Genomic DNA, 16929 nt, shown 5'->3' on the forward strand with positions numbered 1-16929 from the left:
CCTGGGCTTGTTCCGTGTCCTCATTGCTTCCTCCTTTCAAAAGCCAACTCAGTCTGACTGAGAGGACGGGGCGGGTCATCCCATTAATGGTAGGGCCCGCCGCCAAGCGCGCTGCGGTCGCGCATCTGCAGGCCGTCATGAGCCTGTCGGAACGGCGGGCCTGCTCGATCGTGAGCGCGGATCGGAAGATGATCCGCTATCGCTCCAGCAGCCCTCCAGAGGCAGAGCTGCGAGGCCGGCTGCGAGATCTCGCCAACGAGCGGCGGCGTTTCGGCTACCGCCGGCTGTTCGTCCTGCTGCGGCGGGAGGGCGAGCCGTCGGGGATCAACCGGATCTACCGGCTTTATCGCGAGGAGGGACTCGCCGTCCGTAAGCGACGGGCTCGGCGCAAGGCTGTGGGGACCCGGGCCCCGATCCTGGTGGAGGCCAGGCCCAACGCGCGCTGGTCGCTAGACTTTGTCCACGACCAGTTCGCTAACGGCCGGCGCTTCCGCATCCTCAACATTGTCGACGACGTCACCAAAGAATGCCTGGGCGCCATTCCGGAGACGTCGATCTCGGGCCGCCCGGTGGCCCGCGAACTCACGACAATCGTCGAACGACGTGGCAAGCCAGGAATGATCGTGTTCGATCATGGCACCGAGTTCACCTGCAATGCCATGCTCGCCTGGTGCAAAGATGCCGTCATCGACTGGCACTTCATCGCGCCCGGCAAGCCGATGCAGAACGGCTTCGTCGAGAGTTTCAATGGCCGGATGCGCGATGAGCTGCTCAACGAGACCCTGTTCTTCGATCTCGATGACGCCCGCGCCAAGATCGCCAACTGGATCGCCGACTACGACCGCGCATCAGAACACCCATTTGGCTATGTTGTTGAAGAGAAGAGACTTTGTTGATCGGGATGCGATCCTGCGGGGTATCTTGGGTTCTGCCGCGCTCGTTCGGTGATGGATGTGGCGGCATCCGTGGTCAAGGCTGCGCGCGCGAAGATCCATGGCCCATCCGGCAGAGGGTGGACGGCTTCGATCTGACCAGCTTCTGCGGCCAAGCGCAGCGTCTTGGATGCGACCTTGAGAAGCCTGGCGGCGTCGGAGAGATTGAGCCAAGGCTCGACGCTATCCTCGGCCCGCCGGAAGAGGGGTATCCGATGATAAGATCGCGTGGTTGTGACGCGCTCACGGGTCCAACGGTTGCCGTTGCCCGTCTTGAGGCCGTTGCGGTTGAGCAGGCCCGCAATCAGGTCGTCGCTGGCGATCAGCACCAGTTGCCGGATGGCTGCGATGATGTCACCGGAGGTGCTGTTACGCTGCCCCCGTCGACGCTTCGGCAGCCGCATCTCGCTGTGAGCGCCGCCCGCCCGATGCACGACAAGAACGATCTCGGACGCTTCGTCATCGATATCGGCAACGACCTCGTGGATCAGCGTACGGACGATGCGCTTGACCCCTGGCTCATCGACAAATTCGACCTCGAACCTGGCGAAGTCGACTTGCGCCTGCTCACCTGCTGGAGTTTCAAAACGCACTTGGAAGGCTGCCGGCTGGGCAGGCCGCAGCTCGCGCACGCGATCGCGTACGATGCTGTAACCGCCGACGAAGCCGCGTTCCTTGAGCTCACGCCACAGCCGCACGGCGGTGAGCGCAGGATAGGCAGCCAGCCGCTCACGCAAATAAGCTTCGAAGTGGTCGACAATTCCGGGCCGCACCGCTCGCTTTTTGTAGACCGGCGGCTCCAATCCTTTGGCGATGTAGGCCCTGACTGTCTTTCGGTCGACACAAGTTGCCGGGCGATAGCGCTGACCGACAGACCTTGGCGATGCAAATCCAGGATCATGACAAGTTCCCCAAGTTTGAGCACCGCGCCCTCCCTTTCGCCTGCAGGAGGAACGTCGGCGATTCGACGCGCCGGCCGACCGTCCAGGGCATGCCCTGGAAGGTCGGCCGTCATGAAAACTGGGGAATTTTCAAATGCCATAAGTGGGGAGAATTACTCCGCCACTCACAACGCGCAAGCCACCGAACGCGATGCAGCGCGGTTCGCCGTTGTCCATCCAGCCGCGCGAGCAGCTGTAACGGGGGGATGTGATGCTTCATACCGCTGTAGCGCAGCGTCAGCTTGCGGCCACAGCGCCGGCAGCGGATGAGCCCAGCGAGCAGCGCCTCGCCATGCTTGGGCGCGCCATGATGCCGGCTCGTGGGCACGTTACTGGAGACCATTGTACGGATCGCTTCGAACCTCTCCCAGTTCACATAGCCTTCGTGGGCGTCCGGCTTGAGGACGAGCCACTCGGCGCGCGCCTTCCGGCGGATCTTCGCGCCTGCGGCAAGGACGCCGTACCCCGTCGCTACGGCTGTTCTACCATAGACGTAGGCTCCGCCGTAGACCGGGTTCTCGACCATCCTGTGGAGAGTCGCGTAGCTGGGCCGCCGCCAGGCTGTGTCGCCATTCGGCTGCTTCACCGGTAGGTCGAGGCCGTGCTCATGGAACCACAGCAGCGCCTGCCGCGCGGTCCCGAGTTCCTCGATCTTGTCGAAGACGAGCGTAGTGGCGTCCTGCACACGCCGGTCCGGATCCTTCTCGTAGCGATCACCGGCCTTCACAAAACCGACTGGCGTGGCCGCAATCAGTTCGCCACGGCTGGCCTTCTCGTAGCGTGCCGAGAGCGAGCGTTGTCGCAAAAGGTCCAGCTCATACTCGTTGAGACTCCCCTTCAGCCCGAGAAGCAGTCGGTCGTTGCCATGCCGCGGAGCATAGACAGCTTCCTGGTCAACCAGCACCGTGTCGACGACGCGACACATCTCGATCAGCTGTTGCCGATCCCGGCTATTGCGGGCAAAGCGCGAGACCTCCCGCGCACAGACTGCGCCGACCTTGCCGAGGCAGACCTCGGCCATCATCCGCTCGAAGCCCGCGCGCTGGACGCCGCCGGCGGCCGAACGCCCAAGATCATCGTCGATCACCTCGATCTTGGACCACCCCAGCGCCGTCAATCGGTCGCGCATCGCGTATTGCAACACGCTGCTCTCACGATTGTGCAGAACCTGATGGGTGGAGGACTGGCGCACATAGAGGATCGCCTTGCGCTCGAGATGGTGAGGACGGACCTTGTCACTGATCATGACCGTCTTCCCTCTTCGCGAGCGTTGCACTTACCCGTGCATGGTCCAGCACCAGCTGCGTCATCAAGTTCACCAGCGCATCCTGCGCCTCCTTCGGCAGCTCCCGCCATTCCGGTACCCCGACGACGCCGTGCGCTATGCCACCCGTGAACAGGTCCATCTGATGCACGCCGAACCGCCGGTTGCGCCGAACCGGGTTCGCCGATATCGCCGTCCTGCTTGCCATGAGCCTCTCCCCGATTCTGATCGTGAGAGACTCCGCATGCACCGGAAAGCGGTTCATTCAGTGATGATGTCGCGCTCTTGACCGCTGAATCGACAAGCGACGACAACGCGTTGAGCGCTTCCAGGCTGACAAAGGGCTCTGCCGTTAGGCTGCCACCGCGAGCACATGCCGTGCGGTCGAACATCCAGGATGGGATCTCCAGAAAACGTTGCGTCTCCGATCCATCCAGCGTGCAGCGGAAAACAACGCCGTCCGCCTTGTCGATCAGACTATGGACGAAAACCTCGCGGCCTGCCCAAGGGTGATGCCGGTACAGAACCTCACGGCATATGGTCCCGTGGGCGTTCTCAAGCCTTGTTGTACAATCTCCGGCGACCGCACTCATCGTTGAAATACCTAACCCCCGCGGCCTATGCCGCCCACCTCACCGCAAAGGACGATCGGCTACGCAACCCCGACCAGCTCCGCCGATCGTCCGTTGCTCCGCCCGCGCCACTTGGCGTACAAAACTCCGAGACTCTAACCGCCGCTGGATGAAAACTCAGTGGCAGGTCAGATTCCCGAATCGATTTTTCAATGATTCATGGGTGGTCGGCTCTTGGAGGGCTGACCATGGCGGAATGGGAAGACGAACTCGAAGGCTGGCTGAAGCCGTTCTTGCAGCGGTTGGGTCATAAGACCCGGCAGCGGATGTGTCCCCTTTACGTTGCGGGATTGATCGGTCCTGGCGATCGCAAGAGCGTTCAGCCGATGGCAGAACGCCTCGCAACCGGCAACTACGATCAGCTGCACCATTTCATCGCCGATGGTGTCTGGGACGAGTCATCGCTGGAATCTGAGTTGCTCAACCAGGCCGACGGGCTTGTCGGCGGCAAGGATGCGGTGCTGGTCATTGATGACACCTCACTGCCGAAGAAGGGCGAACGTTCGGTTGGCGTTGCAGCTCAATATGCGTCGGATCTCGGCAAGACGGCAAATTGCCAAACGCTGGTGTCTTTGACGCTTGCGCGCGGCGAAGTGCCGGTGATGGTCGCGTTGCGTCTCTTTCTGCCTGACAGTTGGACAAGCAACGTAGCTCGTTTAAAGCGCGCTCGCGTGCCTGCCGAACACCAAGCGCCACGGTCCAAGCCGTAAATTGCTTTGGCCGAGATTGATCGCGCGATAGCAGCCAACGTGCGCTTTGGGTGTGTGCTGGCGGATGCGGGATACGGGCTCAGCGCGCCGTTTCGACAAGGGCTAACGGCACGCGGGCTACTTTGGGCCGTCGGCATCCCACGGCACCTCAAGGTTTATCCGATTGATGTGAAGCTCGTTTGGCCGAATACCAAGGTTCGGGGCCGACCACGAAAACACCACGTACCAGATGTCCTATCGATCGCGGCAGAACAAATGCTGGCCGGCGCCAGGTGGAAAACCGTGAGTTGGCGGAGCGGGACGAAAGGTCGGCTGAAAGCCCGATTTGCGGCTGTCCGTGTCCGCATCGCCGACGGGCCTCCGCAGCGGATATGGGATAAGGGTCAGCAGCATCTTCCGGGCGACGAAGCCTGGCTTATTGGCGAGCAACGTGCCTCAGGGGAAAAGAAATACCATCTCGCCAACCTGTCTGCGTCGACGGATCTGCGCACACTGGCCGCCACCATCAAGGCACGATGGATTTGCGAGCAGGCGCATCAGCAGTTGAAGGAGGAGCTTGGACTTGATCACTTCGAGGGGCGATCATGGCAGATTCTTCATCGCCACGCTCTGATGACAATGATTGCCTACGCCTTCTTGCAATACCGTCGCCTCGCATACGCGGGGCGGAAAAAAAAGAATCAACGGGCCTCCGCCTCAGCCAACCCCGCCGTACGTCACGCCATCGTCGATCTCATCCTGCGACCGCCGGCTCCCTGGTGCCCGTACTGCCGAAACAAATCCTTGAAAAACCTCAGCCAATCAATCTGCCAAAGTAGTGCTAGTTTGTTAGGCTAGGCAAGGCAAGTGGAATATGCGGGTTGTTCAAAATCCGAGAATTTCTTGCCTTCCCGCGCTAGCTGTTTCAGCAGGGCAGCCGGTTTAAATTCGCCGGCCACGCTGGCCTGGAGCTTCTGCATCTTGATCAGCACCGTATCTAGGCCCGTCTGGTCGGCGTAGTACATTGGACCGCCGCGATAGATTGGCCAGCCGAAGCCATAGAGCCACACCAAGTCGATGTCGCCCGGCCGCGTGGTGATGCGCTCCTCGAGGATCTGCGCGCCCTCATTGATAATCGGATATATTAGGCGTTCGATGATCTCATCGTCGCCGATAGCGCGACGCTTTCGTCCAAGGTGGGTCAGCGTCTGCTCGATCAGCAGCTCTACATCAAGATCCGGTATGGGCGTTCGCGAATCTCCTTCATATCTGTACCATCCCTTACCGGTTTTCTGGCCGAAGCGGCCGGCTTCACAGAGCTTATCCGCAATCTCCGATTTGACGTCCCGATCTTTGCGCGACCGCCAACCAATATCGTTGCCTGCCAAATCGCTCATGGCAAACGGCCCCATGGGCATTCCAAACTTCGTCCAGACCGCATCGACTTGCTGAGGAAGCGCTCCCTCATATAACAGCTTGTCTGCCTGCTTACCGATCTGATCATACATGCGATTGCCGACAAATCCATGGCAGAGGCCAACGACCACCGGCACCTTCGCAATTTGGCGCGAAATGTTGACCGCTGTTATCAGCACGTCCGGCGCAGTTCGTGGGCAGCGCACGATCTCGCAGAGCCTCATGACGTTGGCCGGCGAGAAGAAGTGCATACCGAGCACGTCCTGCGGACGCTTGGTCGAGTTCGCAATGTCGTCGATGTTCAGATAAGAGGTGTTTGAGGCAAGCACCGCACCCGGCTTGGCGAATTCGTCGAGCTTGGTGAACACATCCCTTTTCAATGCCATGGTCTCATACACCGCCTCGATCACGAGATCAGCGTCGTCGACATTTTCGATCCCGACCGCGCCTTCGATCAACGCCATCCGATTCGCAGGCGCATCCGCAGGGATGCGGCCGCGCGCCGCTGTCGTTTCCCAGTTCTTCTGCATGACGGCCAGGCAGCGCTCGAGCGTCCGCTCCCTGGTCCCGATTAGAATGACGGGAATCCCTGCATTGGCAAAGGACATCGCAATACCGGCGCCCATTGTGCCGGTGCCGAGGACCGCTACGCGGTTGACCGGACGTGGCTTTGTGTCCGGAGGAATGCGTGCGATTTTATTGGCATCGCGCTCGATGAAGAAGGCATAACGTTGAGCCTTAAACTGATCACCGGCAAGAACCTTGAGGAAGCACTCGCGCTCTCTTTTTAGCCCTTCGCCGAACGGCAGGTCGATTGCGTAGCCGACGGCGTCCGCTGCGACGAACGGCGCCGCCAGGCCGCGCGACTTCTTAGTCATTGCCGCGACCGCATTTGTGAAAATCGAGCGGTCGGCCTTAGCCGCGGCGAGCTTGGAATCGTCGTCGCGCAGCAGGCGGAGCGGGCAATTCGAGGCGAGTACCTTCCGAGCGAAAGCTTCACCGCCCGCGGCTGGACTATCGACGATTTCTGCGATCAAGCCGTTCTTGAGCGCTTCCGGCGCGGCGATTGGATCACCACCGAGGATCATTTTGACCGCGAGCTCTGGTCCCACCGCTCGCGGCAGGCGCTGCGTTCCGCCGCCCCCGGGCAAGAGGCCGAGCTTGATCTCAGGCAGACCGAGTTTTGCATCCTTGGTCGCGACCCGAAAATGGCAGACTAACGCCAGCTCCAACCCGCCACCCAGAGCATTACCTTCGATCGCGGCGATTATGGGCTTCGATGAGTTTTCGACAGAAGCGAGCAACTCGTCAAAACTAGGCGGTCTAGCAGGCTTAGCATATTCAGAGATATCCACCCCCGTACTGAAGGTACGGCCCGCGCAGGTAAGAACGATCGCCTTTATTTCTTGGTCAGCCACCGCTTCGTTCACGCATTGCAGGATACCGCAGCGCACTGCAGAGCTAAGGGCATTCACAGGCGGACTGTCAATCGTTACAACCGCGATCACGTCATGGCATTCGAGTCTTACGAGTGTATCCACACTGGACCTTTCTTTTTTGTCGTTCATTCGTTTGCTGATTGACGAGATCTCCGAGGGAGGCCTCGGCGTCCCTAAGAGAGGTCAATCATGTTTGACGTGTTTGAGTTTCGGTGGCGCCTCCTCTACTTCCTGTTACCCGCGAGTATTTCGCCAAGCAGGCCTGTGGCGCTGTTCACCTCGAACAAGCGGCGGCGATGCCTTTAGCGACTTAGGACTTGGTCCTGGCGACACGCTCGTCACGCAACTGCGTACGCCGTACTTTTCCCGCTTCGTCGCGCAGCGGCTCGGCTACGAACTCAATCGTGCGCGGAAGCTTATAGGTCACCAGTCGGTCAGCCAGATGGGCCCGCAGCGCATCCTCAGTGAGGTTCGGGTGAGCCTGGACGATGGCGTGGATAGACGAGCCCATGTCCTCGTGCGGCAGGCCAACTACGGCGCTCGAGATAACCTGCGGGTGCTCGTCGATCATCGATTCCACCTCGGCCGGATAGACGTTAGCCCCGCCGACCAGGATCATATCGGTGCGTCGGTCAGCGAGATACAGATAGCCATCCGCGTCGAAATAGCCGATGTCGCCAAGGCTTTCCCAACCGCCCGGCAGGACGCGAGCCGTAGCGCCGCGGTAAAAATAAGAAGGCGATGAACCCTTAGGACGTCGCATGTAAATCTCGCCAACTTCACCCGGTGGTAGCGCGTTTCCGTCAGCATCGAAGGCCTTCATCTCGCCCACCCTTACGAGGCCTACGGAGCCACGGTGATCGAGCCATTCGCTTCCGGTGATGGTGGTCCAGGCCTGGCTCTCGGAGCCGCCATAGAGCTCCATGATCACCTCAGGGCCGAGCCAGGCAATGAAAGCCTCCTTGAGCCACGGCGCGCAAGGTGCGGCGAAATGCCAGAGAGCCTTAAGCGATGAGATGTCGTAGCGGGTTCGCACCTCGTCCGGCAGCCGCCAGATACGGCCCATCATCGTGGGCACAAGATACACCAAATTCGCCCTGCGTCGTGCGATCTCGCTCAGCACCCGCTCGGCATCGAAGCGTTGCATTATCACCAGGTGGGCATCGTTGATCAACGCGTCCATGGCGCAACCGAAAGGACCATTGTGATAGAGCGGTCCAGGAACCAATACGGTCTCACCTCGTTCAATGCGCCAGCCGAATGGGTCATTCGCCGGCTCGGCGAGCGTCTCGCCGCGCCGGCCGGACAGGATCAGCTTGGGCTGCCCTGTCGAGCCGCCCGACGTCACTGCCTTCAGCACTGGCGCGACGCGCGGCTCAATTGGGCCATCATCCGCGCATAGCGCGAGAAGGTCCTCAATCGTGACGCAGCGCCGGCCGGTTTCCATACTGGGCATAGCAATCACGATCGGCGGGTTAGCAAGCTCAACGATTGCGTTCAGCTCAGCACTCGGCAGTCGGAAGGATACCGGCTGCGGCGTCGCACCTAGTTTCCAGACACCCCAGCAGGCCTCAATGAAACTGACTCCGTTGGGTAGGCCGATGGTGACCAGATCGCCCAACTTGACCCCCAACCCTTCCAACGCGCGAGCGATGCGGTTGGCGCTCGCCTCTAACTGGCTGCACGTGAGAGTTGTTTCGTCACAACTAACCGCCGGGGCATCTGGCGTTGCCTGCGCACGGCGGGAAAGCTTCTCGCCTAAGGAGATAAGCTCTTCACCCATTTGTTCCATCAGATACCTTGTAGCCCACGATTTCCTACGCAGAATATAAATCCGATTTAGGTGACGCGGCACTACCAAGAACAGGAGGGTGTAGTTGGACGAATTTTTAGATGGTGAATGCTGAGTTGCATTCTGCGAAGAGCATGCCCGTTGCGCTTTTCCGCATTACGGCAAAGAGCAAAGTGCCGCCCCTCGAGCGTGGTAGCGACGAGAGGTGGCGCGAACCCCTCGCGTGGCGCAAGATGCACATAGCGGTGTTTGTGCGACGTGCTCTGATCGGCAGTGGCAGTGCGGGGTCAGCTCGCCGTTGTTTGGCGGACCGCCGTCTCCGACTTACCGCGCGCAATCACCAGTAGCTCCGCGCCAGCACGGCCGCCCGAGAGCGAGGTATTGGTTTCCCGCGCCAGCTGACAATGCGGCCTGTGAGAGTGCCGCGGCACCGTCCGAGAGCTACTTCAAAAAGTCGAGCGGCAACGGTCGCTCCGAGCCGTCGACACCGTCATCGGAACTCAGGTCTCCGAGTGTGCGTTCTACGGCCGACAAGGCCGGATCGGGGGTTCGCTGCTAAATCGCCAGCTGCTGAAGGTTCGCTATTTCCGATCGAAGCTGAGCAAGACTCCAACCTGCGACGAGATCTCGCAAAAGCGTGCCTGCTCGGTCGATGCCGCTTTCGAGTTCGTAGAGCGATGTCGTAACGGCATCCGGAGCAGGTCCTCCCCCAGCCCGAGCCGCTCGCGCGATCACGTCGGGCGCTGGCGAATTCTCTGAGTTGAGCACCCAATCGTGTTGCCCGAGCGCCAAGAGGCTCGGCGCTCCGCACTCGATCGCTGTTGTAACCAACCGCCCGACCTCATTGTGGGCGGAACGAAAATCGAGATGGCCACCGAGCGTGAGGCGATTCGCCGTTTCCATGGCATTCACGAAGGACCCGCCGAGCATCGCGGCCGCTGCATCTTCGGCGACGATCAAGCCCGAGAAACACAATCGCATGAGACGCACCGCCCCAATCGAATGGTCGATCCCGGGCCAGACATTGCGCGCAGCCTCCGTTCCCACGGCGACGCAGTTTGTGAACGGCGTGCTATGCATGGCGGTGATCGCGGCCACGAAACAGCCAACGATCGCGCCTGCTTTCCCTTGGACCTGCTCGAGAAGGAAGGGGTTGCGCTTGTGAGGCATCGCGGAGCTAGATCCGACTAGTTCGTCAGGTAGAGTGGCCAATCCATGATCGCCGACCCACAGCAGCAACGTCTCGGCGATGCGGCTTAGAGATGATCCTAGGATCGCGCAAGCCGCCAGCATGCGAAGAACAAGGTCCCGAGAGGCCACGCTGTCGATGGAATTAAGTGGCTTGCTCGAGAAGCCAAGCAGCCTGGCCGTCAACTCCGGGAGGATAGGCAAGGTCGTGCCGCCGCCGGCGCCGGCCCCGAGGCAGGAAAGGTTGAGAATCGGATGTACGGCCAGAAGCGCATCTAGATCGCGCGCGAGCGCGCTGGCGAAGGCCGTTAGATGGTGCGCAAAAGTGGATGGCAATGCTGGTTGACGGTGGGTGTGCAGCGGGAAGACGGTCTCAAGGTGTTCGCGAGCCAGACTGCACAGCAGTCGTAGAAGCCTTAGTAGCTCGTCTGACAGTTCCTGATACGGAGCTCTCAGCTTTAGTTTCAACAGGGTCGCATTGATATCGTTTCGGCTCCGGCCAAGATGTAGATTGCTGGCTTCGTTGCCAATTACTGAACGGAGATGATCCTCATAAGCGAGATAGGAGCCGCGGGGGGCGGGACGACTTGCAATGCTCTGGAAAGATTCAGCTTGCAGTTTGTCCAGCTCGGTCAGCACTTTTCGGGCGAGAGCGCGGTCAATCAATCCGACTCGCTCAAGCATGACGGCCTGGGCTCGATCGATATCGGCGTAGAAAGGTAGCTCGTCCTTAGTTGCACGCTGTAGATCACTGTCGAAGACGATGGCGCTGGCTTCAGGATGAAGGGTCGATTTGATGCGGCCTGTGCTTTGCAAGGGTATCTCCTCATGCGCCAAGGATGAAGGCGACGGCAGCTTCGGCGCGCCGTACAACGGCAGCAGGGTCGTCGCCAACTGCAATGACGTGACCGATCCGATCGCGGAAATCGTTGCAGCGCCTGAACTGTAATGGCGGAGTTTGGTACAGTACGAACTCCGTCACTCCGAAGCGGTCGACGAGCTGCTCGCAATTCGGTGGAAGGGCGAAGAAGCCGTCACGCTCCGGAACAATGAATCGTATCGAGCCGTGTGCGTCTCCGGTCAAAGCGGGCGAGGACATTCCGAGCAGGCTACGGAGGACCGCGAGGACCGGGTCAAAACCCGTTGTGTAACGAAAAAGGGTGGGGATCGAACCGCCAGCAAGGCGTGGATTGACCTCGATTATCGTGACGCAATCCTCGCCGACCCGGAGTTCGACATGAGCTGGTCCTTTCACGTGGCCGACAACTTGGATGGCACGCAGTGCCTCATTTTCGATCTTCACGCGCAATCTGGACGAGATCGGCGCTGGTATATCATGTCCGATTTCAACGAAATGCGGCAAAGGTCCAAGGTGCTTCCGCGTTACGCCGATGATCTTGCTATCGAGAATCTCGACTGAACACTCCTCGCCGGCGACATACGACATAAGAAGAGCACCAGGCTGAATAGGGCGGCCACGCACGTCCTTCGTTGTCCCGAGTAGCTTGCGCAAAGCATCCCTTGCACCTGTTTCGGTGTCGGCGAGGGTGACCCCGATGCTGCCGGTCCCGCTGACCGGTTTAGCCACTGCAGGTAACCCGATTTGTTTGATCGCGTTGCCGATATCGCACTCCGCTCGCACTGTCGCGCTATAGGGCACGCCGATACCTGCCATCCGCAGGGCGGCGGCCTGGCGATCCTTATCTTGACAAAGCGCGATTGCGTTCGGATCCGGACCACTAAGCCCTAGCCGCCTAGCTTCCAGCGCTGCTGTATAAAGGTAGAAATCGCTGGAAGTCGTGAGCAGCGCAATCGGCATGTTCGTTGCGACGCCTTCGACTACAGCTCTAACATCGGTTTCTGAGGACGTGTCGCAAGTGCGCAGTTCGAGGCCCGAAATGCGACTCAGAAAGGAATACCGTTCGGGTGACGCGGTAACAAAGATCGGAACAAGCCCAAGTTCTTGTGCGCGCAGAAGAAAGTCGGCGCCCGAGCCTGTCGTGTTGGATTCGATGAAGATCGCAGCTGAGTTGGTCACTTGTGTATACTTCAATTGGAGGAAGGTTGATCACCCATTACCTCGGTCAACGAGCGACGGCTCCAGTTGAAGCGGCACCATCCGCTATCAGCATGAAGCGGATGATGGACAAGGACAGGCTCGGTCGCGGCGAGTACGGCCTGATAGCCGTTGGCGGACATCCACGTGGGATCGTAAACGTTGTGCTCGTAGCGATTGCTGTCGTCTGGAAAGACGGCGAGCACCTTGCTTTTGGTAAAGCGCTCGGCGTACCACTTAGCGACGAGATAGGCCGCCCCGCTCGTCGGCCCACGCCTTAACGAAGTCTCGCGATGGAGCCGGTGCGCAGCTTGATATGCTTCGTTAGCGCCGAGCCAATGGATTTCATCAAACGCTTCGTGGAACAAGTTGCCGGGTAGAATGCTATTGCCGAGCCCCCGCAATTCACGTCGGCTCGGCGGTTGGCCGAACAAGACGCTACCGAAGGTGTCGATCCCAATGAGTTTCATTTCGGGAAAGAAGGCTCGACAATAGCGGGCAAGGCCACAGGATGAACCTCCGGAGCCCACAGTTGCGACCAGAATGTCGATCTTCCCGAAGTGCCTTATCGCTTGCTCAGCTGGGCGCGCATACGAAAGATGGTTGCCGAGGTTGTCGTACTGTCGTGACCAGGTAGCTCCGGTCCGATCCATAAAGTCGAGGAGTGCCTTTTTACGGAGCTGCTGGACGTTCGCGTCGGACGCTGTCGCCTCGACGAGGTGAACTTCAGCGCCTAAGTCCTCGATCGTGCGTTTAAGGGGGGGCTCGATGGCGCGGTCGCCGAAGATGTGTAACCTCAGCGAGAACTGCATGCAAACGATGGCGAGAGCGAGAGCCATTGTTCCGCTCGACGTTTCGACAATGGTCGTGTTGGAGCTGATTGTGCCATCGCGAAGGCCTGATTCGATGATGTTGAAGGCAGGAAAAACCTTCATGACCCTGAAATCGATCGCGGCTAGGTTTTCTGGCCGCAGTGAAACGATCTTAAGAGGCGCATGGGCGTCGATGGTGTCGGAGAGCGTGTGCGCCATCGTCTATCCTCAATAGGGAGTCGAGAAACTGCGGAGGATATCGAAGCCAAGGCAACCGACCGCGGATTTAGCCTCATCCAGTCGGTTGCGAAGGTCGGCTAAATGCGGGTCGAAGATCAGGCCGGCGACCGTGCCGCTATGGGCAACAACAATACCGGCCGATCCCGTGTCTTCCTTGATGCGGAGGAGTTCGTCAAACTTCGGCTTCTTGAGCGGATTCTGCGGGGCGGTCTCGCTCTGTATCGCGGAGAACGTCGCCACCCGGCCGGCGAGTGCGACGCTCTGCTCTGCGATCGCACGCTCCAGAACGGCCAATGCGCAGCCGAAGGCGGCGATCTGATCACGTGAGTAGCGCGCTCGCGGTAGGCAGTCCGTTCCAATGCTCCCATTGGCCGCGCCGGTGTCGAACCCCAAAATGTACATTTGTGGGAGAGGGCCGTTGAACAGTTGGACAACTTTGCCCATTCGTTGAGCGAATAGAATGGTGCTGCTTGTGCAGTCGAACATCAGCGAGTCGCACGCATGCTCAGCCGCCACCGCAAGCTCCGCCTGAAGATGGGGCGCCAGAAGCACCCGTGATCCCCGATAGGCTGCGACGCACTTAGCGATCGCACGGATAGAGGCCACTACGCCGCTCGTCGACGAGCCCATGCCGGCGCCTTCGGGAACAAAAGTCCTGACCTCAAGAGTGGCTGCCATATTCCTCAATCCAAAGGCATCGAGGGCAAGTCGAGCGGCGAGCTCACATTTGTAGAAATGACTTGGTGTCACTTGGATGCCGGTGCGGCCGACTTGCGGCACAAACTTCCCGATGCGGCTCGGCTCCAACGTCGCCCGGGCTTCCGACCCATCGGCGTGCGGCATGTGAACTGAAACGAGCGCGCGCACCGTGCGGCGGTCCGCCCCTTTCTCAAGGGCGAAAGCTCCCTGGAGCAGCTCGCCGAAGTGAGGGTGGCAGGTTGCCACCCCGCATGGCTTCGCGAGTGAGTGGGAGCTAGCAATCTTGCCGTCCCCTGGAGTTCTCGTCAACATCTCCATCATATCATTCCTCTACTGCGGCCGCGCGGCCGAAGAGCAAGGGACTTGCGTTGAAGATGGCATAGAAAGCCGATGGAAACGGCGTTCATCCTGTGATGTCCGTTTACGAAGGGTGTCATAGAAACCAACCTGGAGCTTCATCTGCATCGCTGCCGTCTCACTACTTACGTGAATAGAGACCTCAATCCATCATGCTGCGTAAAACTATGCCTTTGAATCGACGATTGTGGTCATGACAGCGTCGGGCCCTTTGCTGACCGCATGCTGCGCGTCGTAGCATGCCGGACTGACTTAATCGATTAGCGGCCGCACATTTAGCGAGGCGTACAGATGTGCGCACCTACCAACAGAGGGAGTTCGCGCGTCAAAATCGCGTTCAGCGGCCGTCGGAGCTGCTCGACGTTCAATATTGTGACGTAAAGCCAGGAAACGCCGGCGTTTACCGAACATGTTCGTATCTGCAGCCATACAGTAGAGGCACCAAGCAAGGTACGCAGATCTTCAAAGAGGGTAGTTCGAGAGGCAGTTCGGAGTTATTTTCATATTGCTTCAGATGCGGTGCGTAGTGCTCTCATTCCAGTGTCGTGCAGACCGATTGCCTGTTCGAATCCCCCTTTGGCCTGAGTTCAGAAATCGCCGATCAGTTGGCTGACTTGGTCTCCGCGGAGAAGTGCTCGATCTAAGCGGCGTCTATTTCGATCGGCGCAAGCGATCCGTTCGCGGTCGTCGGTGTCATGGGACGAGTACGCCTACCAACGCTCTGAGAGTCCATCGTAGCGAGGAGGACCTCTTTCTTGCGATCTCCGAAACATTGGGACGGTAGCGTCTGATCGGTCGGACCGTCATAACTTGTCAAGCGGCGAACGGTTGAAGCAAATAAGCCTTGTTGTCTCATCGAAGCTTATGTCCAATCGAGGACATCCTGTTTGAAGCCCGACAAATGGACCACCATTGTTTGCTCGACAGCCGGGAAGTCGCTTCGAGTCTGATGTGTTGCGCTGATGGAGCGCCAGATCTTGTTGGCACGCGGATTGCTGGAAGCTGACGGACCACGACATTGCGGAACGATCTCCCTCCGTTCCGAAGGAGTTAAAATGAAACCCTCTCCGTTGACTCAAATAGCTGACGCGGGCAGTGCACCAGGCGAATTAACGGCTGCTGGAGATCTCTCGCCTCGGTTGTCATCCGGCCAATCAGAGGCATCCCCCGGCACCGTGGTCATGAGATTTATAGAAGGCGATCGCGAGATTGAGGAGACAGAGCTACAAGCGCGTAGCATTACACGTCATCATGTCACAAAATTCTACCGCGAGCAGATGGCGAACAGCGGTTACTACGAGCAGCTACGACGGATTGTGGAGCCATCGGTTAAGGAGCTCGACAGTCCGGGCGTTTTGGACACGAGTGGTGAGCATGACAACACCGTGGTGCGCGGACTTCAGCACAAGTACGCACAGACCGGCTTGCTGCTGGTGACTAACCGTTGTGCCTCATATTGTCGTTTTTGCTTCCGTAAGCGACTAGTTGGCCGAGAATCAGATGAGATCGTCCCGGATGTCGCGAAAGTTGGTCAGTACATTAGCTGCCATCCTGAGATGACAAACGTGCTGCTGTCGGGAGGCGACCCCTTTGTTCTTAGTACGGCGAAGCTCGACGAGATTCTTGCTCATCTGCTCTCGATTCCGCATCTAGCTTCCATTCGAATCGGCACCAAACTGTTCGCTTTTGAGCCAAAGCGCTTCGAGGATCCCGCTCTACCTGCTCTCTTCCAACGAATACGTGATGCGGGCAAGACCGCGGTGCTTGTCACGCACTTCGATCACATCGGCGAGATCTCGGTCGATGCTGAGCGAAATATCCGATCCTTGCGTGCACAAGGAGTGCAGTTCCTCAATCAATCTGTGCTGCTTGCAGACGTAAATGACAATCCGGAGCTTTTGACAGCGACTTTCTCTAAATTCCACCAAATTGGCGTCCGCCCTTATTATCTCTTTCAAGCAAGGCCGGTGAAGGGTGCGTCTCATTTTCAGGTGCCGCTTCGTCGCGGAATAGAGATTGCGAACGGCGTCAATCAACATCTGGCGGGCATCGAAAAGACTTTCAAATATATCATGTCGCATTACACCGGGAAGATCGAGATTCTTGGTCTGGGTGATGATGGACGTATCTATATGCGATATCATCAAAACAAGATCCCAGAAAAAATCGGGAAGATCTTTTCAAGGCAATACGTCGAGTCCGCTTGTTGGCTAGATGATCTGCCGGAGGATGATCGATTGAAGAACTAGAGGCCGCCGCGGGACGACGTGAAGAACTTCCGTATTGGGCGGCAACGTGCAGAGGAGGATCAAGCCGATACGGAGACCTCTGCGGTCATTTGAAGTCGAGCGCGCGGTTCCATTGCTTGACGGTGGATGGCCGGCGGATTATCGACTTTTACTCAGGAGCCGGGCCGCTAAACTACGGCCACAACAATCATCGGATCAGGGAGGCTATTCTCGAGTATCTAAC

General features: G+C 59.0%; 9 protein-coding genes and 4 pseudogenes. 4 read left to right on the forward strand and 9 right to left on the reverse strand.

Features of this window, described 5'->3' with window-relative positions; genetic code table 11:
* Nucleotides 1-86 precede the first annotated feature (86 nt).
* Nucleotides 87-848 (forward strand): annotated as a pseudogene (locus IVA74_RS18500) (IS3 family transposase); the annotation flags it as partial.
* Between the two features lie 581 nt (nt 849-1429).
* Here the strand turns inward: IVA74_RS18500 and IVA74_RS18505 are convergent.
* The 3 genes and pseudogenes from IVA74_RS18505 to IVA74_RS18515 all read right to left on the reverse strand — a co-directional run.
* Nucleotides 1430-1857, reverse strand: a pseudogene (locus IVA74_RS18505) (IS21 family transposase); the annotation flags it as partial.
* 86 nt (nt 1858-1943) lie between these two features.
* Entirely contained in the window at nt 1944-3119 is a 1176-nt protein-coding gene (locus IVA74_RS18510) for a recombinase family protein (protein WP_247346939.1), read from the reverse strand.
* A complete protein-coding gene (locus IVA74_RS18515) occupies nt 3109-3345 on the reverse strand; it encodes a hypothetical protein (RefSeq protein WP_247277337.1) in 237 nt (78 codons plus the stop codon). Before IVA74_RS18515 ends, IVA74_RS18510 begins: the two co-directional genes overlap by 11 nt.
* Before the next feature lie 360 nt (nt 3346-3705).
* Here IVA74_RS18515 and IVA74_RS18520 point away from each other — a divergent pair.
* A pseudogene (locus IVA74_RS18520) lies at nt 3706-3882 on the forward strand (IS3 family transposase); the annotation flags it as partial.
* A 39-nt stretch (nt 3883-3921) separates the two neighbouring features.
* Nucleotides 3922-5297: pseudogene (locus IVA74_RS18525) on the forward strand (IS701 family transposase).
* A 15-nt stretch (nt 5298-5312) separates the two neighbouring features.
* Here IVA74_RS18525 and IVA74_RS18530 read toward each other — a convergent pair.
* The 6 genes from IVA74_RS18530 to IVA74_RS18555 form a co-directional block, all read right to left on the reverse strand.
* Nucleotides 5313-7415 (reverse strand): 3-hydroxyacyl-CoA dehydrogenase NAD-binding domain-containing protein, encoded by a 2103-nt coding sequence (locus tag IVA74_RS18530; RefSeq protein WP_247347020.1) that lies wholly within the window; start codon nt 7413-7415, stop codon nt 5313-5315.
* A gap of 208 nt (nt 7416-7623) precedes the next feature.
* Nucleotides 7624-9096, reverse strand: coding sequence for an AMP-binding protein (locus IVA74_RS18535; RefSeq protein ID WP_247346941.1), 1473 nt, complete (start codon nt 9094-9096; stop codon nt 7624-7626).
* Nucleotides 9097-9660: 564 nt separating this feature from the next.
* The gene (locus tag IVA74_RS18540) at nt 9661-11109 is read right to left on the reverse strand and encodes a lyase family protein (RefSeq protein WP_247346943.1); all 1449 of its coding nucleotides are present in this window, start codon (nt 11107-11109) and stop codon (nt 9661-9663) included.
* A 10-nt stretch (nt 11110-11119) separates the two neighbouring features.
* Nucleotides 11120-12331 (reverse strand): ATP-grasp domain-containing protein, encoded by a 1212-nt coding sequence (locus tag IVA74_RS18545; RefSeq protein WP_247346945.1) that lies wholly within the window; start codon nt 12329-12331, stop codon nt 11120-11122.
* Between the two features lie 11 nt (nt 12332-12342).
* On the reverse strand, nt 12343-13380 hold the full coding sequence (locus tag IVA74_RS18550) for a pyridoxal-phosphate dependent enzyme (protein WP_247346946.1): 1038 nt from the start codon (nt 13378-13380) through the stop codon (nt 12343-12345).
* 9 nt (nt 13381-13389) lie between these two features.
* Nucleotides 13390-14421 (reverse strand): hypothetical protein, encoded by a 1032-nt coding sequence (locus IVA74_RS18555; RefSeq protein ID WP_247346955.1) that lies wholly within the window; start codon nt 14419-14421, stop codon nt 13390-13392.
* Nucleotides 14422-15419: 998 nt separating this feature from the next.
* Between IVA74_RS18555 and IVA74_RS18560 the strand changes: the two genes are divergently transcribed.
* The gene (locus IVA74_RS18560; RefSeq protein ID WP_247346957.1) at nt 15420-16706 is read left to right on the forward strand and encodes a lysine 2,3-aminomutase; all 1287 of its coding nucleotides are present in this window, start codon (nt 15420-15422) and stop codon (nt 16704-16706) included.
* Nucleotides 16707-16929: the final 223 nt, after the last annotated feature.

Origin of the sequence: Bradyrhizobium sp. 132, from assembly GCF_023074185.1 — a bacterium.
Lineage (GTDB): Bacteria > Pseudomonadota > Alphaproteobacteria > Rhizobiales > Xanthobacteraceae > Bradyrhizobium.